Origin of the sequence: Pseudomonas sp. BP11-1-1 (genome assembly GCF_052112105.1) — a bacterium.
GTDB classification, from domain to species: domain Bacteria; phylum Pseudomonadota; class Gammaproteobacteria; order Pseudomonadales; family Pseudomonadaceae; genus Aquipseudomonas; species Aquipseudomonas alvandae.
In genome coordinates this window covers 17,756-39,678 of record NZ_JAUTYU010000030.1, presented here as the reverse complement: position 1 = coordinate 39,678, position 21,923 = coordinate 17,756, and the positions used below count along the sequence as shown (strand labels likewise).

Genomic DNA, 21,923 nt, shown 5'->3' with positions numbered 1-21,923 from the left:
AAATCCGTGACTTTTTCTTCTCAAGGAAGCACTCATGAATTCGGTAAAAAAAGCATTGATCATCGGCGCCTCCCGGGGCCTGGGCCTTGGCTTGGTGAAGACGCTTCTGAGTGATGGCTGGCACGTAACCGCCACCGTGCGCAACCCGCAGGGTGCAGAGTCCTTGAAAGCGCTGGGGCCGGTACACGTCGAGAAGCTCGACATGGACGACCAGCAAGCCGTCATCGCCTTGAGCCAGCAGCTCAAAGGCGAAACCTTTGATCTGCTTTTCGTCAACGCAGGGGTCAAGGGCCCCGCGAACCAAAGCCCGGGCGGCGCAACGCTGGCTGAGGTCGGCCAATTGTTTTTCACCAATGCCGTGGCCCCGATCAACCTGGCTCAGCGTTTCGTCGGGCAAATCCGCGAAGGCAGCGGCGTACTGGCCTTCATGAGCTCCGTGCTGGGCAGCGTCACCATGCCCGACGCGCCGGAGTTGGCGCTGTATAAGGCAAGCAAAGCCGCGCTCAATTCGATGACCAACAGTTTTGTCAGCCAACTGGACGGGCAATCATTGACCGTACTGTCGCTGCATCCGGGTTGGGTGAAAACCGATATGGGCGGGGAAGATGCGCAAATCGATGTGGAGACCAGCACCCGCGGACTGATCGATCAGGTCAATGCCTTCGCCGGCAAGGGCGGACATCACTTCGTCAATTACAGAGGCGAGACGATTCCCTGGTAACCCGCCGATCTGTGCTGCACACCAATACCTGTGGAAGCGAGCTTTCGCGAGCAGGCTCGCTCCCACACCTGGATTCTCAGCGGGCACTGGAAATGCGTCCGGCAACCTGAGTAAACTCCGAACCGCGCCCTCCCACGGCGCCCCTGGATCAGCAGACAGGGCATCACTGAGCTGGCTAACCTGAACCCATTTTCAGAGGAGCCGGCCATCATGCCTGCGACCCGTACCTGGTTGAAAAACCCCCTCGCCATTTTTACCGCCAACGAGCTTGATGCCCGTGGTGGCCTCGTGCTGCAGGACGGCGTGATCGTCGAGCTGCTGGGAGCCGGCCAGCAACCTGCCCGGCCCTGCGACAAGATTTTCGATGCCCGCGAGCACGTCATCCTGCCTGGGCTGATCAACACCCATCATCACTTCTATCAGACCCTGACCCGCGCCTGGGCGCCTGTGGTCAACCAGCCGCTATTCCCATGGCTGAAGACGCTTTACCCGATATGGGCGCGACTCACACCGGAAAAACTCGCCCTGGCCAGCAAAGTGGCACTCGCCGAACTGCTGCTGTCGGGCTGCACCACGGCGGCCGACCACCACTACCTGTTTCCGCAAGGGCTGGAAAACGCCATCGACGTGCAGGTGCAAAGTGTCCGCGAACTGGGCATGCGCGCGATGTTGACCCGCGGCTCGATGAGCCTGGGCGAGGCCGACGGAGGCTTGCCGCCGCAGCAGACCGTGCAGCAGGGGCAGGTGATTCTCGATGACAGCCAGCGGCTGATCGCTCGATACCACGAACGCGGTGCGGGCGCGCAAATCCAGATCGCCCTGGCGCCGTGTTCACCGTTTTCGGTCACGACCGAAATCATGAGCGCCAGCGCCGAACTCGCCGAAGAGCTCGATGTGCGCCTGCACACACACCTCGCCGAAACCCTCGATGAAGAAGATTTCTGCCTGCAACGATTCGGCCTGCGCACCGTGGACTACCTGGACAGTGTCGGTTGGCTCGGCCCTCGCACCTGGTTGGCCCACGGCATTCACTTCAACCCGGATGAAATCAGCCGCCTCGGCGCCGCCGGTACCGGCATCTGCCACTGCCCGAGTTCGAACATGCGCCTGGCCTCGGGCATTTGCCCGACGCTTGAATTGACGGCCGCCGGCGCACCGCTTGGCCTGGGCGTGGACGGCTCGGCGTCCAACGACGCTTCGAACATGATTCTCGAAACCCGCCAGGCGCTCTACATCCAACGCCTGCGCTACGGCGCCCAAGCGATCACCCCGGAACGGGTGCTGGGCTGGGCAACCCGAGGGTCGGCGCAACTGCTGGGACGCAGCGACATCGGTGAACTGGCGGTGGGCAAACAGGCCGACCTGGCGCTGTTCAAGCTTGATGAGTTGCGCTTCTCCGGCAGCCATGACCCGATCTCCGCCCTGCTGCTGTGCGGCGCTGATCGGGCGGATCGGGTGATGATCGCCGGTGAGTGGCGAGTGATTGACGGACAGGTCGAAGGCCTTGACCTGAAAGGGTTGATCGCCGATCACAGCCAGGCGGCGCGGGAGTTGATAGCAGCCTCCTGATCAAACCACCATGTGGGAGCGAGCTTGCTCGCGATATCGGCCTAACATTCAACATCGATGTTGACTGACCCGGCGCTATCGCGAGCAAGCTCGCTCCCACAAAGACTATGAAAAATTAAAGACCCAGCAACGACAACGTCACAAACGTCGAAAACAACACGAAGTGGGTCATGCCCTCGATGGCGTTGGTTTCGCCATCGTTGAGGTTGATGGCGCTGACGATCAACGTGATGAAGATCATCACCGTCTGGACTGGCGTCATTGCCATCTGGAATGGCTGGCCGGTGTAAAGCGCCATCGCTTCCATCACCGGCACGGTCAGAATCACCGTGGACAGCGACGCACCCAGTGCGATGTTGACCACCGACTGCATGCGGTTGGCCAGGGCTGCCCGCAGCGCAGTGAGAATTTCCGGCGCAGCGGAGATGGCGGCCACCAGGATCGCCGTGACGACCGGCGGCGCGCCGGAACCCTCCAGCCCCAAGTCGATGGCCTTGGACATGATCTCGGCGAGCGCACCGATCACGATCACACCAAATACCAGCGCACCGATTGAAAAGGCCAGGCTGATGGGTTTTGGCTCGGTTTCCACCGGCTCTTTCCTGCGGCGCTTTTCCGGGTAGCTGTAGCTGAAGAAATAACTGTGGGGGCCCACCTGCATGCGCAGGAACAAAGCGTACAGCACCATCATCGCGCCGATGGTAAACGCCGAGTAGGTTTTCCAGCTTTCCCGGGGAATGAACTCCGGCACCACCATCGACACCCCCATGGCCGTGAGGATCATCACACTGTAGGTCCGCGCCGAATCGTCGTTGTAAACCTGCTCGCCATGCTTGAGCCCGCCCATCAGCGCCGCGAGCCCGAGAATACCGTTGATGTCGAGCATGACCGCCGAATAAATCGTGTCACGTACCAGGGTCGGCGACGCCTCGTTGCTCATCATGATCGCCAGGATCACGACTTCCACCAGCACCGCCGACAAAGTCAGGATCATGGTGCCGTAGGGATCGCCCACTTTTTCCGCGAGCAATTCCGCGTGATGGGCCACACGCATGGAGGCCGAGACGATAAAACCAATCAGCACCAACCCGCCCATCAGCGCAACGACCTGCCCGCTGCCCAGCAGCCAATGCTCAAGTGGGTAGGCGGCAAATGCAGCGAGCAGCGCCAGCAATAGCAGTTTTTCTTGCTTGATCAACGAGAGCATCGCGAGCCTATAACCATGGACGGGTCATGAGCTACTAGACTGTGACGGACCGGGAACGTTTCGTCCGAATGTGGCGTAGCCGTTGTCTGAGGATGATTGCCGGGACGAGGCGGTAGTGGATTAGCCGGTCAGGTTTTACTCAGACATCGGCGCCCGCCCCTGTAGAATGCCGCCATCGATTCGCTGATGAGAAAAGAACATGTACGACTGGCTGAACGCCTTGCCCAAGGCCGAACTGCATCTGCACCTGGAAGGTTCGCTGGAGCCCGAACTGCTGTTCGCCCTGGCTGAACGCAACAAGATCGCCCTGCCGTGGAATGACGTGGACACCCTGCGCCAGGCCTACGCCTTCAACAATCTGCAGGAATTTCTCGACCTGTATTACCAGGGTGCCGATGTGCTGCGCACTTCCCAGGATTTTTATGACCTGACCTGGGCTTACTTGCTGCGCTGCAAGGCGCAGAACGTCATCCACACCGAGCCGTTCTTCGATCCGCAGACCCACACCGATCGCGGGATTCCATTCGAAGTGGTGCTCAACGGCATCGCCGCCGCGCTCAAGGACGGTGAGCAGCAACTGGGCATCACCAGCGGCCTGATCCTGAGTTTCCTGCGTCACCTGAGCGAAGAACAAGCCGAAAAAACCCTCGACCAGGCGCTGCCGTTCCGCGACGCATTCGTCGCCGTCGGCCTGGACAGTTCCGAAATGGGCCACCCACCGAGCAAGTTCCAGCGCGTGTTCGACCGCGCTCGCAACGAAGGCTTCCTGACCGTCGCCCACGCGGGCGAGGAAGGCCCGCCCGAGTACATCTGGGAAGCCCTCGACCTGCTGAAGATCCAACGCATCGACCACGGCGTGCGCGCCATCGAGGATGAGCGATTGATGCAACGGATCATTGACGAGCAGATCCCGCTGACGGTGTGCCCGCTGTCCAACACCAAGCTGTGCGTGTTCGACGACATGTCGCAGCACAACATCCTCGACATGCTGGAACGCGGCGTGAAGGTCACGGTGAACTCCGATGATCCTGCTTATTTCGGCGGCTACGTCACCGAGAACTTCCACGCGCTACACACGCATCTGGGCATGACCCAGGACCAGGCCAAGCGGCTCGCGCAAAACAGCCTGGATGCGCGGCTGGTAAAACCTTAAGCCCGGTGTTACCCCCGTGTGGGAGCGAGCTTGCTCGCGATGGTGGTCTACCAGTCGACATCAATGGTGAATGTCAGACCGCTATCGCGAGCAAGCTCGCTCCCACAAGGGATCGTGTTCAATCAGCGACTGCGCCTTCGCTCAACTCCTCCAGCGTCTTGCCCCGCGTCTCCATTCCAAACAGCCAGACCACGCCCGCCGCCACGGCAAAGCACAAGGCGCCCAGGGCGAACACGCCACCCTGGCCGGTGATGGGAAAAACCAGCCCGGTGACCAGAGGCCCCAACAGCGAACCGATGCGACCGACCGCCGAGGCAAAGCCCGATCCCGTGGCCCGCGCCGAGGTGGGATACAACTCCGGCGTATAGGTGTAGAGCACTGCCCACATGCCGAACAGGAAAAACTGCATCAGTAGCCCGGTGCCGACCAGCAGGCCAACGTTGCCGCCAAATACCGCGCTCTGGCCATACAGAAACGCCATGCCTCCCCCGCCGAGCAAAGTGATGACGCATACCGGCTTGCGCCCCCAGCGCTCCACCAGCCAGGCCGCCATCAGGAAACCGGGAATCCCGCCCAGGGAAATCAGCACGGTGTAGTAGACCGACTGCGTCACCGCGAACCCGGATTGCTGCAGCAATGCACTGAGCCAGGACGTCAAGCCATAGAACCCAAGCAACGCAAAGAACCAGACGCTCCAGATCATCACCGTGCGTTGGCGATATAGAGGAGACCAGATCTGCGCCAGGGCGGAAAAGAAATTGCCCGGTTGGGTCGCCAGCCTCGGCAGGCGTACGGGCTCGGGCAGATCTCGACGCCCCAGCGAGGCCCGGACCTTCTCTTCGATCCGTTGGAGCACGGCATCCGCTTCATCGCCTCGACCGGCCTGTTCAAGCCAACGCGGCGACTCTGGAATGAAAAAGCGAATCACCAGGACGAAGACGGCCGGCACGGCCAGCACCAGGAAGATGTCACGCCAGCCGATCACCGGGAGCAAGAAGTAAGACAGCACACCCGCGGCCACGAAACCCAAGGGCCAGAAGCCGTCCATCAAGGCAATGTAGCGCCCGCGACGCTTTGCCGGGATCAGCTCCGAAAGCATGGATTGGGCAATCGGGAACTCCATGCCCATGCCGATGCCCAGCAGTATGCGAAACAGTATCAGTGCTTCGATGTCCTGGGCGGTGGAGCAGAGATAACTGGCAAGTCCCCACAACACGATGCTCCACTGGAACACCGGCTTGCGGCCGAAACGATCGGCCAGCATGCCTGACAGCGACGCCCCCAGCACCATGCCGAAGAAACTGGAACTGGCCAGCAACCCGGCCTGGGCGGTGCTCAAGCCGAACTCGGTTTTGATCGAGCCCAGCAGGAACGTCATCATGGCCAGGTCCATGGAGTCAAAGAAAAACGCCAGGGCAATGATGATGAAAATGAGCCGGTGATAGCCGCTGATGGGCAGCCGCTCCAGGCGCTCTGCCGCACTGTAGACGTGAGTGTCCATTTGCCTTCCCCCAATCCGATAGATCCCCGGACCGAGTGTGCGCGAACCACGCTGGCGACGATTGCTGATTGCGACCTGTCTTAGCTCTAGAGCGCCATTTCCAAGTCTTCCTGCCTGGCGAAACGATGAATTTCCTGCTGACCTAGAGCCGTCACCTGCAAAGCCCTGGAATCATTAGGCAAGCTCAGCCAGCCCGACTGCATGAAAAGTTGCAGCAATCCGGCCCCCAAGGCTCCCCCCAAGTGCGGGCGACGCTCACTCCAGTCGGGGCAGGCGCACGCGATGCGAGCGTTGCGATGGGCCAGCGCCTGGATGAACAAGCCGCGCCCGGCGAACTCATTGGAGCCCTTGTGGGTAACGATCACGCGCTGCTCGCATTGCTCGAGCCAACCGGAATCCAACAGTCGCTGATACAAGTCCGCCGCCAACAGGCCACCCAGATGGTCATCGCAAAGCCTTGCCCGCATCAGCGAGGCGGGGGCCGTCGGCGCTTTGGTCGGCATGAGACCGCGTTTGAGAACCTCTGGAACCTGACGCGGTGTACTTGCCAGGGTTGCGCTCGCCAAGGCCTCGACGGCAGCACCGATCTCGGGGGCCGCCAGGCGGAAAAACCGTTTGCGGCCCCGGGTCTCGACCTTCAACAGCCCACCGGAGCACAGCCGCCCCAGATGGGCATTGGCCGAGGATGGCGACAATCCGGCCAGCAATGCCAACTCATCAGCCTGTCGGGCCGTACCGTCCATTAATGCCCACATCATTGCGCTGCGCTTGGGGTCAGCCAGCAGCGTGGCGATCTGGCTGATGCAAGGTGCATGTTCCATGTATTCACTCCCTGTTGAATCATTCGTCTACCGCTCTGGGGCATAGTGACTCCGGACCTCAAGTACTGCCCGAACGAACGGCATGCCCGCTTGTGCCGCAGCCATGTATCAGCGCAGTCGGCAGGATCCAAGACCGTTGAAACCGCACCGATACGTGCGGCCGCTAGTATAAGCGTGCGGCGCACGGTTTCCTGTCCTCCGGAAACCTTTGGAGGCGATAGTTCCTGAGGGAAAAATCTCTATTTGCCAGCGACTATTGCCCGGCACCATTCCTTGAGTGAAAACAGCAGCCTTGATTATCAAAAAATCATTGAAAGAGCCTGTTGTTCCAGGCGCTTTTATCAAGGCCATTAATCGCTAAACATGAGCGCCATCGAATTCAATCACGGAGCCGCCCCATGAAAGCCATCGCGTATTACCAATCGTTGTCCATCACCGATCCAACATCGCTGCAGGACATCGACCTGCCCGCCCCCATCGCCGGCCCCCGGGATTTGCTGGTGGAAGTCAAAGCCATTTCCGTCAACCCCGTCGACACCAAGGTCCGCCAGAACGTACAACCCGAAGGCGGGGCCGCCAAGGTGCTGGGCTGGGACGTGGCCGGTGTGGTCACGGCGGTTGGCAGCGAAGTCACCTTGTTCAAGGCGGGTGACAAGGTGTTCTACGCAGGCTCGATCGCCCGGGCAGGCGGCAACAGCGAATTGCATGTGGTGGATGAGCGCATCGTGGGCCACATGCCAAAGACCCTCGGTTTCGCCGAAGCGGCCGCGCTGCCGTTGACCGCCATCACCGCTTGGGAATTGCTCTTCGATCGCCTGCAAGTCAAGCAAGGCCATAGCAACCAGGACCAGAGCCTCCTGATCGTCGGCGCCGCCGGTGGCGTGGGTTCGATCCTGACGCAACTGGCCAGCCAGCTCACCGGCTTGAAAGTCATTGGCACCGCCTCCCGGCCGCAGACGCAGGAATGGGTGCGCGGCCTCGGTGCCGACCTGGTGATTGACCACAGTCAGCCACTGAGCGAGGCCCTCAAAAAAGCGGGACAGCCCCAAGTGACCCATGTGGCCAGCCTGACCCAGACCGACCAGCATCTGGATCAACTGGTCGAGGCCCTGGCGCCGCAAGGCAAACTGGCGCTGATCGATGATCCGCAGTCGCTGGACGTGACCAAGCTCAAGCGCAAGAGCCTGTCTTTGCATTGGGAGTTCATGTACACCCGTTCCCTGTTCGAGACGGCTGACATGCTTGAACAGCACAAATTGCTCAATCGAGTGGCCGAACTGATCGACGCAGGCACGCTGAAGACAACGGTTGGCGAGCACTTCGGCACCATCAATGCCACCAACCTGCGCCGGGCTCACGCCTTGCTTGAAAGTGGAAAGGCCAAGGGCAAGATCGTGCTCGAAGGGTTCTGATCAACCTGGCTTGTCGACCGTGGCGAGGGATTTGCTCCCTCGTCACAAAAAAGCTGCACCGTCAGTCCGACAATTGACCGTTGTCACAATTGCGCTTGCATTCCGGTCTACACTCGAGGCCTTTGCAACGCAGTCTTTTACGTGAGGAGGTCAGCAATGAAGATCCTGATAAAAGAAGTGGCAAAATCGCAATGGCAAGTGCGCCTTGACCAGCACGTCGTGACTTTTCGCACCGAGGCCGAAGCCCAGGCTTTCGCCACCACCCTGCAAGCGCGTATTCACGCACCGCATCATTTCCCCGAATATCAGCAGCGCGCGGCTGGATGAATCATTCCTGCCGACCCGCCTGAGCAAGCGCCCGGGCGTTTTGCAGACGGCGGGTCAGCATCGCGGCGCTCACCACCAATAACCCACACAGGCTGATGACGATTGCCATCGGCACCGCCGTGCCGTCATGCAATGCCGCCACCAGCGCGGCGGCCCCCGCGGCGACGGAAAACTGCAGGCAACCCAACATGGCCGAAGCACTCCCCGCCCGGGCGCCCTGCCCGTTCATGGCGCAGGCCGAGGCATTGGGAATGATGCAACCCAGGCTGGCGATGCAGATGAACAACGGAATCAACAACGGCCACAAGCGCTCCGGCTGCAAGGCGCTGACCGCCAACAGACCGAGCCCGGCAAGCCAATACACCCATACCGCACGAGCCAGCAGGAATGCCGGGCCGCGTTTGGACAGCAACCGGGCATTGACCTGCGCTACCAATATGAAGCCCGCCGCGTTCGTGCCGAACAGCCAGCCGAAATGCTCGGCGGGGACGCCGTAGAGCTTGATGAAGACGAACGGTGAACCCGCGATGTAGGCGAACATCCCGGCGATCGCGATGCCTCCCGTCAGGGCATGACCGAGGAAGACCGAGTCTGTCAGAAGACGCCCGTATTGGCGCAACGCGCCGGATAACGGTTGGCGGGGCACGTGGTCAGGCAGGCTTTCAGGCAACCACAAGGCAACCGCGGTCGCCGCCAGCGCGCTGAATAACGTCAGGCCCACGAATATCGACTGCCATCCGTACAGGTTCACCAGCAAGCCGCCCAGCATCGGTGCGAGGATTGGCGCGAGCCCCATCACCAACATCAATTGCGAGAACACCTTGGCCGAACCCACTGCGTCGCATTTGTCGCTGACCACCGCCCGGGAGATCACCATTCCGGCACAACCGCCCAGGGCCTGGACGAAGCGGGCGCCGATCAGCCATTCGAGGCTCGGCGCATAGGCGCAGGCCAGGGACGCCACGGTAAACAAGCCGACCCCCGTCAGCAGCGGGATGCGCCGTCCGAAGCGATCCGCCACCGGCCCGTAGGCCAATTGTCCGAGGGACAGCCCTAGAAAATAGGCCGCCAAGGTCAACTGGATATGTTTTTCGTCGGTGCCGAAGGCCGTGGCCATTGTCGGGAAGGCGGGCAAATAGAAATCGATCGCCAAGGGACCGAAAGCGCTCAAGGCGCCAAGAATCAGAATGGTACGAAGGTTCATCGGGCGTCCAGTTCAAGCGTCAGTCGGCAGCCCGACAGTCTAGCCGGGCTGCGCGCGCTTGAACATTCCGATAGGTCGCTAACGATTAAAAACTTCAGGCAGGACTGACCTCGTACCCCTCTTCCCTGATAGCCTCGATCAGGGTATCGGCCGGCACCGCACTTTCGACCTTGACGGTCTTGCTGCCGAGATCGATTTCTACCTCCGCTTTCGAATCTTTGGCGTGGAGCGCCTGGGTGATGGCTTTGACGCAATGTCCGCAAGACATCCCTTGAACCTTGAAAATCTGCATGAAATGACTCCTTGGGATTGGGTTGCCCACAGTCTCAAGCTTGCCATCATGGCAAGGTCAAGTTTTGCCAAAAACTGCCGGGCTGGCAATCGGCGCCGAGCTCGGCCAAGCTGCACTTATTGAAGATCTCACACCGGAGGTTCAGCCATGCGCTGGTCAGCGTTCAGCCTGTTTTGCATGCTCGGTCTTTCAGCAATGGCCCCCCAGGCATCGGCTGCCGGAGAAGATTACGGCGTGCTGATCATTTCCCGCGAGCGCCTGGAAGTGGCGACGTCCTGCGAAATCGGCATCTATATCCAGGACCAACTCACCGCCCGGCTGTTCCAGGAGGCCAGCACGTCTTTCAATCTGCCGCCGGGTCGGTTCTCCTTGCGACTCAAGTTGTTGCCAGGCCAGGCGCCGGGTTGTAACCCAGGCATGCTCGCCCCCGGGTCGCAGGAGATTACGCTCAAGGCCGGCGACATTCTGAAATACCGCATCGCCATGAATGAACAAGGCATGTATCTCAAGCAGGCCGGGCTCGGTTACTGATTTTCTGATTGCCCCTGTGGGAGCGAGCTTGCTCGCGATAGCAATAGATCAGGCGACAGATTTGTTGACGGGTACACCGCTATCGCGAGCAAGCTCGCTCCCACATGATTGTTTCTGATTTCTCGATGGCGCTTGACCTTGCCAACATGGCAAGGTTGATCCTGTGGTCATCCACTACAGGGAGCGTGACCCATGTCCGAATCCACTACCTTCGATCTGCCGATCTCCGGCATGACCTGCGCCAGCTGTGCCGGGCGGGTCGAGCGAGCCTTGAGCAAAGTCGCCGGCGCCAGTGCCGTCAGTGTCAACCTGGCGACCGAGCAGGCGCGAATCCAGGCCCCGGCGGACAGCTTGCCGGCGCTGATGCGAGCCGTCGAACAGGCCGGCTACAGCGTCCCTGTCCACACCCTGGAATTGAGCATCGAAGGCATGACGTGCGCGTCCTGCGTCGGGCGCATCGAACGAGCGTTGGGTAAAGTCGTCGGAGTGAACCGGGTCAGCGTCAACCTCGCCAACGAGCGGGCGCACCTCGAACTGCTCGGCCAGGTTGATCCGCAAACGCTCATCGATGCGGTCAAGCGCGCCGGTTACGACGCCAGCGTGTGGCAGGCCGAGACGCCTCAAAAAAACCAAACCGATCACCTGCGCCGCGAACGCCTGGCCTTGCTGATGGCGATCCTGCTGTCCGTCCCGTTGGTGTTGCCGATGCTGTTACAGCCGTTCGGCGTCCACTGGATGCTGCCGGCCTGGGTGCAATTCACCTTGGCGACGCCAGTGCAATTCATTTTCGGGGCGCGTTTTTACATCGCAGCTTTCAAAGCGGTACGCGCCGGAGCCGGGAACATGGACCTGCTGGTCGCCCTGGGGACCAGCGCCGGTTACGGGCTGAGCCTCTATGAATGGGCGATTGCCCAGCCCGGCAGCATGCCACATTTGTATTTCGAAGCCTCAGCCGTAGTGATCGCCCTGGTATTGCTCGGCAAATACCTGGAAAGCCGCGCCAAACGACAGACCGCCAGCGCCATTCGCGCCCTCGAAGCCTTGCGGCCGGAGCGGGCAACCCAAGTGATTGACGGCGAAGAACGGGACGTGGCCATCAGCGCCCTGCGCTTGGATGACCTGGTGTTGGTCAAGCCCGGCGAACGTTTCCCGGTGGACGGTGAGGTGATCGAAGGCCAGAGCCATGCCGACGAGGCGCTTATCAGCGGCGAAAGCCTGCCCGTGCCCAAGCAGCCCGGCGATAAAATCACCGGCGGCGCGATCAACGGTGAGGGCCGCTTGCTGGTGCGCACCCAGGCCCTGGGCGCCGAGACGGTCCTGGCGCGCATCATCCGGCTCGTGGAAGACGCCCAGGCAGCCAAGGCACCTATCCAGAAACTGGTGGATAAAATCAGCCAAGTGTTCGTGCCGGTCGTATTGATCCTGGCCCTCGCCACGTTGATCGGCTGGTGGCTGTACGGGGCACCGCTGGAAACCGCGCTGATCAATGCCGTCGCCGTGCTGGTGATTGCCTGCCCATGTGCCCTGGGCCTGGCGACACCGACGGCGATCATGGCCGGTACCGGCGTGGCCGCCCGCCATGGAATTCTGATCAAGGATGCCGAGGCGCTGGAACGCGCTCATGAAGTCAGCACGGTGGTCTTTGACAAGACCGGGACCCTGACGTCCGGCACGCCGCGCATCGCTCACCTGGCCGCCCTTGATGGAAACGAAGACACCCTGCTGAGCCTGGCCGGCGCCTTGCAACGCGGCAGCGAGCATCCCTTGGCCAAAGCGGTGCTGGACGCCTGCAGCGAGCGTGGCTTGACCGTACCGGACATCAGCGAAAGCCAGTCTCTCACCGGGCGCGGCATTGCCGGCAGCCTCGACGGACGTCGCCTGGCCTTGGGCAATCAACGCCTGCTGGAGGAGCTGGGCCTGACTTCCGGTTCGCTGGGGGAATCGGCCCAAGCCTGGGAAGCCGAAGGTCGAACCCTTTCCTGGCTGATCGAACAAGGTGCCGCCCCACGGGTCCTGGGCCTGTTCGCCTTCGGCGATACCCTGAAGCCCGGCGCCAGCGCCGCCGTGCAAGCGTTGAATCAACGCGATATCACAAGCCACTTGCTCACCGGGGACAACCGCGGCAGTGCCCAGGTGGTCGCGCAAGCGCTGGGGATCGCCAATGTCCACGCGCAAGTGTTGCCGGCTGATAAGGCCGCCATTGTTCAAGCATTGAAAAAGAACGCGGTGGTGGCCATGGTCGGCGACGGCATCAATGACGCCCCCGCGCTGGCCGCCGCCGACATCGGCATTGCCATGGGCGGCGGCACGGACGTGGCAATGCACGCCGCCGGCATCACCCTGATGCGCGGTGATCCGCGCCTGGTTCCAGCGGCATTGGACATCAGCCGCAAGACCTACGCCAAGATCCGCCAGAATCTGTTCTGGGCCTTCGTCTACAACCTGATCGGCATCCCGCTGGCAGCCTTCGGCTGGCTCAATCCGGTACTGGCCGGTGCAGCGATGGCGCTGTCCAGCGTCAGCGTGGTGAGCAATGCATTATTGTTGAAGTTCTGGACACCCAAGCACTTGGAGGACAAGCGATGAACATCGGCCAAGCGGCCCGCCAGAGCGGCCTTAGCGCGAAGATGATCCGGTATTACGAATCCATCGGTCTGCTCAGGGCAGCCCATCGCACCGACAGCGGCTACCGGATCTACGGCACGGACGATCTGCACACACTGGCCTTCATCAAGCGCTCCCGCGACCTGGGGTTTTCACTGGAAGAGGTCAGTAAATTGCTGACGCTCTGGCAGGACCGCGAACGCGCCAGCGCCGACGTCAAGGCGCTCGCTCGGCAACATATCGACGAGCTGAACCAGAAAATCCGCGAGCTGGCGGAACTGCGCGATACCCTCCAGGACCTGGTGGAACATTGCCAGGGCGATCATCGTCCCGACTGCCCGATTCTCAAGGAGTTGGCGTCAGGGTGCTGTAAGAGTTGATGCACTATGGGGGCCTCCCACAGGGTTGATTCTGGGCGTGAAAAACCCGGCCTGGGCCTAATGCCGTTCACTTAGGAAAAATGATGACCCTGTGGCGAGGGAGCTTGCTCCCGCTCGGCTGCGAAGCAGTCGTAAACCGACGGGTGCGGTGTGTCTGATACGCCGCAATTGGCAGATTTTGGGGCCGCTTCGCGGCCCAGCGGGAGCAAGCTCCCTCGCCACGGGTTTGTCGATTGCCTTAAGTGAACAGCATTGCGGCCTGGGCCGGGTTTCTGGTCACCCGATCATTGCATCCAAGGCGGAGGCGGCTCCTCGGTCTTGCCTGGCGGCGCATCGTCGGCGGCGCGTACAGCTTGGCGTCGTTCTTCGTCCAGCCGCGCAGCCTCGATCTCGCGCATGATCCCGCCAACATCCGCCAGTTCTTCCGGCTCGTCGAACTCACCGGTCAACAGACTGCCTGGGTGCAAGGTGCCGGCTTCATACAACGCCCACATCTCCTTGGCGTAACGGGTGCGTTTCAGCTCCGGCGCAAACCGACCGAAGTAGGACGCCATGTTGCCAACATCCCGCTCCAGCATGCTGAAGGCGTGGTTGTTACCGGCAGCGTCCACCGCTTGCGGCAAATCGATGATGACCGGGCCCGTCGGTGTGAGCAGGACATTGAACTCCGACAGGTCGCCATGCACCAGACCGGTACACAGCATCAAGACGATCTGTGAAATCAGATAGGCGTGGTACTCACGAGCCTGATCCGGCTCCAGAACCACATCGTTCAGGCGCGGCGCGGCATCGCCGTATTCGTCGGCCACCAGCTCCATCAGCAGCACGCCTTCCAGGAAGTCGTACGGCTTGGGCACTCGAACACCAGCGCCAGCCAGCCGAAACAGCGCAGCGACTTCAGCGTTCTGCCAGGCGTCTTCGGTTTCCTTGCGCCCGAACTTCGAGCCTTTCGCCATCGCGCGGGCCTGGCGGCTGTTCCGGACCTTGCGGCCTTCCTGGTATTCGGCCGCCTGGCGAAAACTTCGCTTGTTCGCCTCCTTGTAGACCTTGGCGCAACGCAGCTCGTTGCCGCAGCGCACCACATAAACAGCTGCTTCTTTACCACTCATGAGTGGGCGCAGCACCTCGTCGACCAGACCGTCTTCGATCAGGGGTTCAATGCGTTTTGGAGTCTTCATCAGCTTTTATTCTGGGTCCTTTATTACCAAACACGCGAATGACAGGTCGTTATACGGCAATCCACCCTTCACGGGGAGGGGGTCCGACCTATGAACCCTGAATGCACACAATGTGCCGGATCAGCTCAGTGGAGCCAAATCATAACCGAGACTGGATGTGACGCTGCTCGTAGAACCGGCAGGCCTTGGCGAAGCGAGCAGGCCCCCGGTCAGTGCTTGAACAACTCGCCCGGGGTGAAACCGAACAGGCCCTTGAATGCCGCGATAAAGGCGGACGTCGAATCATAGCCACAGGACAACGCCGCGCTGGTCACACTGTCGCCCTTTTCCAGTGACCCCAGGGAAGACAGCAGCCGCATACGCTGGCGCCAGGCGCGAAAACTCAGGCCGGTTTCCCGCTGGAACAGACGCATCACGGTTTTCTCCGAAGTGCCCAAGCGGGCAGCCCAGGCGTGTAGCGTCACGTTGTCTTCGGGCTGTGCGATCAACTCGTTGCACAGCGCAAGCAAGCGTGCGTGTCGGGGCAGCGGAAGGGAAAAACCCACCTCCGGCAGCGCTGCCAGTTGATCCAGCAGTACCTGGACCAGGCGCGCCTCCTCGGAATCACCCTGTGGATAGGTGGCGGGAAATTGGCAGAAGACCTTGATCAACTCTCGCGCCAGCGGGGTCACTTCCAGCACCCGACAACGCGCCTCGGCCCACTGGCAAGCCTGGCGATGCACGTAAAGACTGCGCATTTCCGCGCGGGTAGACGTCACGACCTGATGCTCAAGATCGGCAGGAATCCAGATGCCCCGTTGCGGCGGCGCAAAGAAACTGCCCTCGGCGGTGTGGACGCCCAGCACACCGCTGATGGCGTAGGAGAATTGCACCCAATCGTGGCGATGAGCCTGGGTCCACGAACCCGCGCTCAAGCTTTCGACCCGGGCATAGAGTGGCCGGGGCAGTTCCGTCAGGTCGGGAATGCGTCGCTCGAGCTGCAGGTGTCCGTTAGTCGGCATTGATTGGCCTTATATCGCAAGACGACTGTGTTGAGCGACGTTAGGCTAAGTCGACTTTTCTTACAACTTGCGGTGCCCTATGCAGATTTTCAGACACCTCAAACGCATGGTGACCGACTGGTTCCTGTGCGGCATGTTGCTCGCCACGCTGCTGGCGTATTTCTTCCCCCGCTTCGGCGCCACGGGTGGCGCAATGCATGCGGAATGGGTCGTGAACATCGGCATCTTCGTGGTGTTTTTCCTCCATGGCGTCAACCTGTCCGGCGAACAGATCCGCCATGGCTTGAGGAACACGCGGCTGCACCTGATGGTGCAAGGTTTTACCTTTGGGGTGTTTCCGTTGATCTGGCTGATCAGCGAATGGTTGCTGGGCAGCCACGTACCGTCGTTGTTGATGCTGGGGTTCTTTTACCTGTGCGCCCTGCCTTCGACCATTTCTTCATCGGTAGCCCTGACCGGCAGCGCGGGCGGCAACGTGCCGGCAGCGATTCTCAACGCCAGCTTGTCCAGTGTGCTAGGGATTTTCCTGACACCGCTGCTGGTCAGTTTCGTGGTGGGCAGCGGCGCCGGCGGCATCGACCTGGGCTCGACACTGCTCGACCTGTGCCTGATGTTGCTGCTGCCACTGGTGCTCGGGCAGTTTCTGCGGCGCTGGCTGGCCGGCTTTTTCGCCCGGTACAAGCGCTACACCAGCGTCATCGACAAACTGGTCATCCTGCTGCTGGTCTATGCGGCGTTCTGCAACTCCATGGTCTCGGGGATCTGGCAGCAACAAGGCAATGGCGTATTGTTCAGCGCCGTGCTCGGCAGCGCGGTGTTACTGGCGATCATTCTCTGGATGACCACCCGCACCGCTCGTGCGTTGCGGTTCAGCAACGCCGATGAAATTGCCGCGGTGTTCTGCGCAAGCAAGAAATCCCTGGCTGCGGGGGTGCCGATGGCGGCGTTGATTTTCGGCAACAATCCCGGGCTCGGGCTGATCCTGCTACCGATCATGATCTACCACCCACTGCAACTGATCGTCTGTTCGATCCTTGCCGAACGCTACGTCAGCCGCCAGCGCGCCCAGGTTGCTCGACAAAACGAGGCAATCGTCAGCGCTCGATAATGACGGTGACGCCCTGGCCGGCGGCCGCGCAAATGGAAACCAGCCCCCGGCCCTTCCCCGCCGCATCCAGCAATTTGGCCAGGTTGGCGACAATGCGCCCGCCGGTGGCGGCAAATGGATGCCCGGCGGCCAGCGAACTGCCCTTCACATTCAACCGGCTGCGGTCGATGGCGCCCAGCGGCGCATCAAGGCCCAGGCGAGTCTTGCAGTAGTCGGGGTCCTCCCACGCCTTCAACGTGCACAACACTTGGGCGGCGAACGCTTCGTGGATCTCGTAATAATCGAAGTCCTGCAATGTCAGGCCGTTGCGCGCCAACAACCGCGGCACGGCGTAGACCGGCGCCATCAGCAGACCTTCGGCACCGTTGACGAAATCCACCGCTGCGGTTTCACCGTCACGCAGGTAAGCCAGGATCGGCAGCCCGCGAGCCTTGGCCCATTCTTCACTGCCTAACAGCACCAGCGACGCGCCATCGGTCAGCGGCGTGGAGTTGCCTGCGGTCATCGTCCCCTTGGCGCTTTTCTCGAAGGCTGGCTTTAGGGAGGCGAGCTTTTCCAGGGTCAGGTCCGGACGCAGATTGTTATCGCGGGTCAGGCCGAGAAACGGCGTCATCAAATCGTTATGCCAGCCCTCGGCGTAGGAAGCGGCCATTTTCTGATGACTTTCCAAGGCCAATTGATCCTGTTCTTCCCTGGGAATCTGCCAGGTCTGCGCCATCAATTCACAGTGTTGGCCCATGTTCAGGCCCGTGCGCGGTTCGTTGATGCGCGGCAGATCGGGGATCAGGTGCCGAGGGCGCAATTGCAGGAACGTCTTGATCTTATCGCCGGTGGTCCTGGCCCGATTGGCTTGCAGCAGGATCTTGCGCAGCCCTTCGTTGACCGCGATAGGCGCGTCGGAGGTGGTGTCGACGCCGCCGGCGATGGCGCTGTCGATTTGCCCCAGGGCGATTTTATTGGCCACCAGCAGCACGGTTTCCAAACCCGTGCCGCAGGCCTGTTGTACGTCATACGCCGGCGTGCTTGGCGACAAGCGCGAGCCCAGCACGCATTCACGCGTCAGGTTCATGTCCCGGGAAAACTTGAGCACCGCACCAGCGGCCATTTCGCCGATGTGTGCACCGTGCAGGTTGTAGCGCTCGATCAATCCTTCAAGCGCGGCCGTCAGCATCGCCTGGTTGCTGGCGGTGGCATAAGGCCCGTTGGAGCGGGCGAAAGGAATGCGGTTACCACCGATGATCGCAACGCGGCGTAGCTGTGCCATGAAGAACTCCCCTGTATGCGCGAAAGATGCGAAATAAGCCTGCTGTAACGTACCCCAGCCACAAGCTTAGGCTTTATCCCGGCGATCGAACGACTGATTGCCAAACATGGTCCACACTTGGAACCTCATCAGCCGGAGTGTGTTCCATGTCAGACCGTTACATAGACTTTGCCAATTCGCCCATTGGCCTGCGTCTGGTTGGCGCTCTGGGCTTGCCATCGCCGGTGCGCCTGGAGCGCTGGCAAGCCGGGCGGTTGCGGCCAATCGAGGGTGCCCTGCTTCTGGGCGGTGGACCGCTGACCGAACAGGTCGGCACGTTTGCCAAGCGCCTGACCGATGCGATCTTCATCTACGGCGGCGAACCGACGCTGGCGACCGAGTGGATCCCCGGCCATGGCCCGAAAATCAAGGCGTTGGTGTACGACGCCAGCCATCTGGTGCAGGTTGATCAACTCAAGCAGTTGCGCGAATTTTTCCAGCCACTGATGAAAAACCTCGACCACAGCGCCCATGTCGTCATTCTCGGCCGTGCCCCGGAAAGCTTCGATGATCCCTTCGCCGCCAGTGCCCAACGCGCCCTCGAAGGCTTCAGCCGTTCCCTGGCCAAGGAACTTCGCCACGGTGGCACGCTGCAGTTGCTGTACGTCGGTGAGGGCGCCGAAACGCAGCTGGAGGGGGCACTGCGGTTTTTCCTGTCGCCCAAGAGCGCCTACGTTTCCGGACAAGTGATTCGCCTCAAGGCCTGTGAGGCCCAAGTCCAGGATTGGACGCGACCGCTCACCGGGCTCAAGGCACTGGTGACCGGCGCCGCACGCGGCATCGGCGCTTCGATTGCCGAAACCCTCGCCCGGGACGGCGCCGACGTGATCCTGCTGGACGTTCCACAGGCCAAGGCCGACCTGGACGCGCTGGCCGCACGCTTGAGCGGGCGCAGCGTGACGCTGGATATCTGTGCTGAAGACGCCGCCGCGCAATTGACCGAACACCTGCCCGACGGTATCGATATCGTGGTGCATAACGCGGGCATCACCCGGGACAAGACCCTGGCCAACATGACCCCGGAATTCTGGGACGCCGTGCTGGCGGTCAACCTCAACGCACCACAAGTGCTGACCAAGGCGCTGCTCGACAGCGGCACCCTGCGGGACAATGGCCGCGTCATCTTGCTGGCCTCCATCAGCGGCATCGCCGGCAATCGCGGCCAGACCAACTATGCCGCGAGCAAAGCCGGACTGATCGGCCTCGCGCAGGCCTGGGCACCGGCCTTGCAGCCCCGGGGAATCAGCATTAATGCCGTGGCGCCAGGTTTCATCGAAACGCGCATGACCGCCGACATCCCCTTCGCCCTGCGCGAAGCCGGGCGGCGCATGAGCTCCCTGGGCCAGGGCGGCTTGCCCCAGGATGTCGCCGAAGCCGTGGCCTGGCTCGCACAGCCAGGTACGGGCGCCGTGACCGGACAGGCGCTGCGGGTCTGCGGGCAAAGCCTGTTGGGGGCGTGAGCATGACGATCCAATGGCATGAGATAAACACCGCACCGTCGATGTCCGGGCTGTACGCCAAGGCCGCGACACGCCGCAAGATAACCGGCACAATCTTGCCCGACATCGGGCTGCGCCAGATGGTCCAGGTCCACCCGCAACGCCTCGCGGCGTATCGCAAGGTCTGTGGCTTCGCCGAAAGCGGGTTGCTGCCACCGACCTATCCCCATGTCCTGGCTTTCGCCCTGCAAATGCAGTTGCTGACCGCCCGGGAGTTCCCGTTCCCCTTGCTGGGACTGGTTCACCTGAGCAACCGCATCCGTGTGCTGCGGCCCATGGGCGGAGTCAGCCAAGTGCGAGCCAGCGTCAACGTCGAGAACCTGCAACCTCACGCCAAGGGTGCGGTGTTCGATCTGGTGACCCGTATCGAAGATCAGTTGGGACCGCTGTGGGAAGCCGAGAGCCAGATGCTGTGCAAGGGTGTCCAGCTCGATGGTGCGCTCGTCGAGGAGCCGCCGTCGTCGCTCCTCGATCTGACCGAAGTGGCACGTTGGACAGCGCCCGCGGACATTGGCCGGCAATACGCCAAGGTTTCCGGCGACTACAACCCGATCCACCTGAGCGGCGCCAGCGCCCGATTGTTCGGTTTTCCCACCGCCATCGCCCATGGGCTGTGGAACAAGGCCCGGGCCCTGGCGGCGCTGGATGACCATTTGCCCGAGGCCAATATCGAGATCGACGTAACCTTCAAGAAACCGGTGCGGCTGCCCAGCGAGGTGACGTTGCTGGCAAGTGCGGCGGGGTCCAGTGGGCATTTGCGACTAGAGGGGGCTGGAGCGCTGGAGCATATGCTGGGAAGTTGGCAGCCGGTTGCCTGAAAGGCCGCCTTCGCGAGCAAGCCCGCTCCCACAGAAACTAACCAACCTGTGGGAGCGGGCTTGCTCGCGAAGGCGCTGGGTCAGCTTGCATCAGTTATGGCGCCGTCAGCGGGGAGGATAATTGGACAGGATCCGCCCCACCGTCTCACGCACCTTCGTGCTGCGTTCCGCCGGGTTGGGCGAATCGCTGAGCAGTTGCTCGTCGCTGCCACGCCACACCAGCTTGCCGTCCTTGCCATCGAGCAGGTCGATCTGCACCGTGGCGACCTTGTAGCTGACGTTGCGGGTCTCGTTGTACATCGGCCCGCCCCAATAGCCATTCCACGGGCCACCCCAACCGCCGCCATAGTTTGTCGTCACTTGCTGCTGGCGGTCTTCGACGATCAGATAGGCCTGGACCTGCACGTCGCCCCGAGCCCCCGCCTGCGCCGGGCGCAAGCCGCGCTGGTCAAGCTGATCGGCAACCGCCTGGCGGATCCGCTGCTCGGTCAGGTCGCTCTTGATACGCGGGTCATCCGGGCGATATTGCAGGGCCGGCTCTTTCCAGCTCCAACTGCGGTAGGCCGCGAAATCCCGACTGGTGTCGAAGTCATGGTTGACCTGGTTATTGGCGCAGGCGCCGAGCAGCAGGACAAGGGCAAACGGGACAAGACGGCGGAACATGGTTTTTCTCCGTTGCGTAATCAACTGGGAGGATAAGCCGACATGGCCTTTTCCACGGCCTCACGAATGGCATCGGTGCGCTCGCTCTGATGGCCCCGCTGACTGGTCTCGGCACTGGTGCTCCACACCGGCTGGCCGTTGCGGGCATCGAACAGATCCACTCGAACCACCACCACTTGCTCCTGGTAAGTCCGTACCATCGGAACGCTGTTGTACATGCCGTAACCCGGTCCGTAGCGGTTGTAGCCGCCGTAGTACCCCGAGTCGTAATCGTCCCGGACCTGGCGGATGCGAGTCTCCAGGCGCAGCTCGGCACTGACGAAGAGGTCCGCTGGGCGGTTGTCATGCAGTGGACGCAACCCACGCTGGTCCAAGGCCTCGCTCACCGCTTCGGCGACCTGGGCCGAATCCGCCCAGGCGGTGCCCGGTGGCAGCCGGCCGTTGAGCCAGGCCCAACTGCGATAGCGTCCATAGTCACGGGGCGGCGCCGGGTAGGCGCTGCGATCGAACACCGTGGCGGCTTCGGGCGGTGCCGGCGGCAACGGATTGGACGTGGCGACGTACGGGTTGCTGCCCTGGCAGGCTGCGAGCCCGAGGCATAACGCCAATAATCCTGAACGACCTTTCATTT

At 61.7% G+C, this 21,923-nt stretch carries 21 protein-coding genes; 11 read left to right on the top strand and 10 right to left on the bottom strand.

Features of this window, described 5'->3' with window-relative positions:
- Window positions 1–34: 34 nt before the first annotated feature.
- Together Q7C33_RS28305 and Q7C33_RS28300 are read left to right on the top strand one after the other, a co-directional pair.
- Window positions 35–721, top strand: a complete 687-nt coding sequence (locus tag Q7C33_RS28305) for an SDR family oxidoreductase (RefSeq protein WP_198797885.1) — start codon at window positions 35–37, stop codon at window positions 719–721.
- A gap of 210 nt (window positions 722–931) precedes the next feature.
- Window positions 932–2,290: an 8-oxoguanine deaminase gene (locus Q7C33_RS28300; RefSeq protein WP_407684557.1), complete on the top strand. Its 1,359-nt coding sequence runs from the start codon at window positions 932–934 to the stop codon at window positions 2,288–2,290.
- Between the two features lie 115 nt (window positions 2,291–2,405).
- Here Q7C33_RS28300 and Q7C33_RS28295 read toward each other — a convergent pair whose 3' ends face one another.
- Window positions 2,406–3,497: a calcium:proton antiporter gene (locus Q7C33_RS28295; protein WP_334598830.1), complete on the bottom strand. Its 1,092-nt coding sequence runs from the start codon at window positions 3,495–3,497 to the stop codon at window positions 2,406–2,408.
- A 199-nt stretch (window positions 3,498–3,696) separates the two neighbouring features.
- Between Q7C33_RS28295 and Q7C33_RS28290 the strand changes: the two genes are divergently transcribed.
- Window positions 3,697–4,650, top strand: coding sequence for an adenosine deaminase (locus tag Q7C33_RS28290; protein WP_030138058.1), 954 nt, complete (start codon window positions 3,697–3,699; stop codon window positions 4,648–4,650).
- 118 nt (window positions 4,651–4,768) lie between these two features.
- On the opposite strand, the gene Q7C33_RS28285 is transcribed toward Q7C33_RS28290, so the two are convergent.
- Both Q7C33_RS28285 and Q7C33_RS28280 read right to left on the bottom strand, forming a co-directional pair.
- Complete coding sequence (locus tag Q7C33_RS28285; protein WP_198797883.1) at window positions 4,769–6,151, bottom strand: MFS transporter; 1,383 nt, start codon at window positions 6,149–6,151, stop codon at window positions 4,769–4,771.
- A gap of 86 nt (window positions 6,152–6,237) precedes the next feature.
- The gene (locus Q7C33_RS28280) at window positions 6,238–6,972 is read right to left on the bottom strand and encodes an ArsR/SmtB family transcription factor (protein ID WP_198797882.1); all 735 of its coding nucleotides are present in this window, start codon (window positions 6,970–6,972) and stop codon (window positions 6,238–6,240) included.
- A 398-nt stretch (window positions 6,973–7,370) separates the two neighbouring features.
- Between Q7C33_RS28280 and Q7C33_RS28275 the strand changes: the two genes are divergently transcribed.
- On the top strand, window positions 7,371–8,384 hold the full coding sequence (locus Q7C33_RS28275) for a zinc-binding alcohol dehydrogenase family protein (RefSeq protein ID WP_030138055.1): 1,014 nt from the start codon (window positions 7,371–7,373) through the stop codon (window positions 8,382–8,384).
- A gap of 156 nt (window positions 8,385–8,540) precedes the next feature.
- The gene (locus Q7C33_RS28270) at window positions 8,541–8,711 is read left to right on the top strand and encodes a hypothetical protein (RefSeq protein WP_181287283.1); all 171 of its coding nucleotides are present in this window, start codon (window positions 8,541–8,543) and stop codon (window positions 8,709–8,711) included.
- Window position 8,712: 1 nt separating this feature from the next.
- Here the strand turns inward: Q7C33_RS28270 and Q7C33_RS28265 are convergent, their stop codons facing one another.
- On the bottom strand, window positions 8,713–9,915 hold the full coding sequence (locus Q7C33_RS28265; RefSeq protein ID WP_407684556.1) for a multidrug effflux MFS transporter: 1,203 nt from the start codon (window positions 9,913–9,915) through the stop codon (window positions 8,713–8,715).
- 94 nt (window positions 9,916–10,009) lie between these two features.
- A complete protein-coding gene (locus Q7C33_RS28260; protein WP_030138053.1) occupies window positions 10,010–10,207 on the bottom strand; it encodes a heavy-metal-associated domain-containing protein in 198 nt (65 codons plus the stop codon).
- A gap of 147 nt (window positions 10,208–10,354) precedes the next feature.
- On the opposite strand from Q7C33_RS28260, the gene Q7C33_RS28255 reads away from it, so the two are divergent.
- The 3 genes from Q7C33_RS28255 to cueR all read left to right on the top strand — a co-directional run bounded on the left by Q7C33_RS28255 (window position 10,355) and on the right by cueR (window position 13,722).
- On the top strand, window positions 10,355–10,738 hold the full coding sequence (locus Q7C33_RS28255; RefSeq protein ID WP_030138052.1) for a hypothetical protein: 384 nt from the start codon (window positions 10,355–10,357) through the stop codon (window positions 10,736–10,738).
- 192 nt (window positions 10,739–10,930) lie between these two features.
- Window positions 10,931–13,324: a heavy metal translocating P-type ATPase gene (locus Q7C33_RS28250; protein ID WP_407684555.1), complete on the top strand. Its 2,394-nt coding sequence runs from the start codon at window positions 10,931–10,933 to the stop codon at window positions 13,322–13,324.
- Complete coding sequence (gene cueR, locus Q7C33_RS28245) at window positions 13,321–13,722, top strand: Cu(I)-responsive transcriptional regulator (RefSeq protein WP_407684554.1); 402 nt, start codon at window positions 13,321–13,323, stop codon at window positions 13,720–13,722. Before Q7C33_RS28250 ends, cueR begins: the two co-directional genes overlap by 4 nt.
- A gap of 284 nt (window positions 13,723–14,006) precedes the next feature.
- Here cueR and Q7C33_RS28240 read toward each other — a convergent pair whose 3' ends face one another.
- Window positions 14,007–14,900, bottom strand: a complete 894-nt coding sequence (locus Q7C33_RS28240) for a PA4780 family RIO1-like protein kinase (RefSeq protein WP_030138049.1) — start codon at window positions 14,898–14,900, stop codon at window positions 14,007–14,009.
- Window positions 14,901–15,109: 209 nt separating this feature from the next.
- Window positions 15,110–15,901, bottom strand: coding sequence for an AraC family transcriptional regulator (locus tag Q7C33_RS28235; RefSeq protein ID WP_407684553.1), 792 nt, complete (start codon window positions 15,899–15,901; stop codon window positions 15,110–15,112).
- Window positions 15,902–15,980: 79 nt separating this feature from the next.
- Between Q7C33_RS28235 and Q7C33_RS28230 the strand changes: the two genes are divergently transcribed.
- The gene (locus Q7C33_RS28230; RefSeq protein ID WP_198797877.1) at window positions 15,981–17,009 is read left to right on the top strand and encodes a bile acid:sodium symporter family protein; all 1,029 of its coding nucleotides are present in this window, start codon (window positions 15,981–15,983) and stop codon (window positions 17,007–17,009) included.
- Here Q7C33_RS28230 and Q7C33_RS28225 read toward each other — a convergent pair.
- Window positions 16,996–18,273 carry an acetyl-CoA C-acetyltransferase gene (locus Q7C33_RS28225; RefSeq protein WP_030138046.1) on the bottom strand — a complete coding sequence of 426 codons (1,278 nt, stop codon included), beginning with the start codon at window positions 18,271–18,273 and terminating at the stop codon, window positions 16,996–16,998. The genes Q7C33_RS28230 and Q7C33_RS28225 overlap by 14 nt on opposite strands.
- Window positions 18,274–18,419: 146 nt before the next feature.
- Here Q7C33_RS28225 and Q7C33_RS28220 point away from each other — a divergent pair, with 146 nt between their 5' ends.
- Both Q7C33_RS28220 and Q7C33_RS28215 read left to right on the top strand, forming a co-directional pair.
- A complete protein-coding gene (locus tag Q7C33_RS28220; RefSeq protein ID WP_407684552.1) occupies window positions 18,420–19,772 on the top strand; it encodes a 3-oxoacyl-ACP reductase in 1,353 nt (450 codons plus the stop codon).
- 2 nt (window positions 19,773–19,774) lie between these two features.
- Window positions 19,775–20,629: a MaoC family dehydratase gene (locus Q7C33_RS28215; RefSeq protein WP_407684551.1), complete on the top strand. Its 855-nt coding sequence runs from the start codon at window positions 19,775–19,777 to the stop codon at window positions 20,627–20,629.
- Between the two features lie 105 nt (window positions 20,630–20,734).
- Here the strand turns inward: Q7C33_RS28215 and Q7C33_RS28210 are convergent, their stop codons facing one another.
- Both Q7C33_RS28210 and Q7C33_RS28205 read right to left on the bottom strand, forming a co-directional pair.
- Window positions 20,735–21,292, bottom strand: coding sequence for a DUF4136 domain-containing protein (locus Q7C33_RS28210; RefSeq protein WP_334598751.1), 558 nt, complete (start codon window positions 21,290–21,292; stop codon window positions 20,735–20,737).
- A gap of 20 nt (window positions 21,293–21,312) precedes the next feature.
- Entirely contained in the window at window positions 21,313–21,921 is a 609-nt protein-coding gene (locus tag Q7C33_RS28205; RefSeq protein ID WP_407684550.1) for a DUF4136 domain-containing protein, read from the bottom strand.
- Window positions 21,922–21,923: the final 2 nt, after the last annotated feature.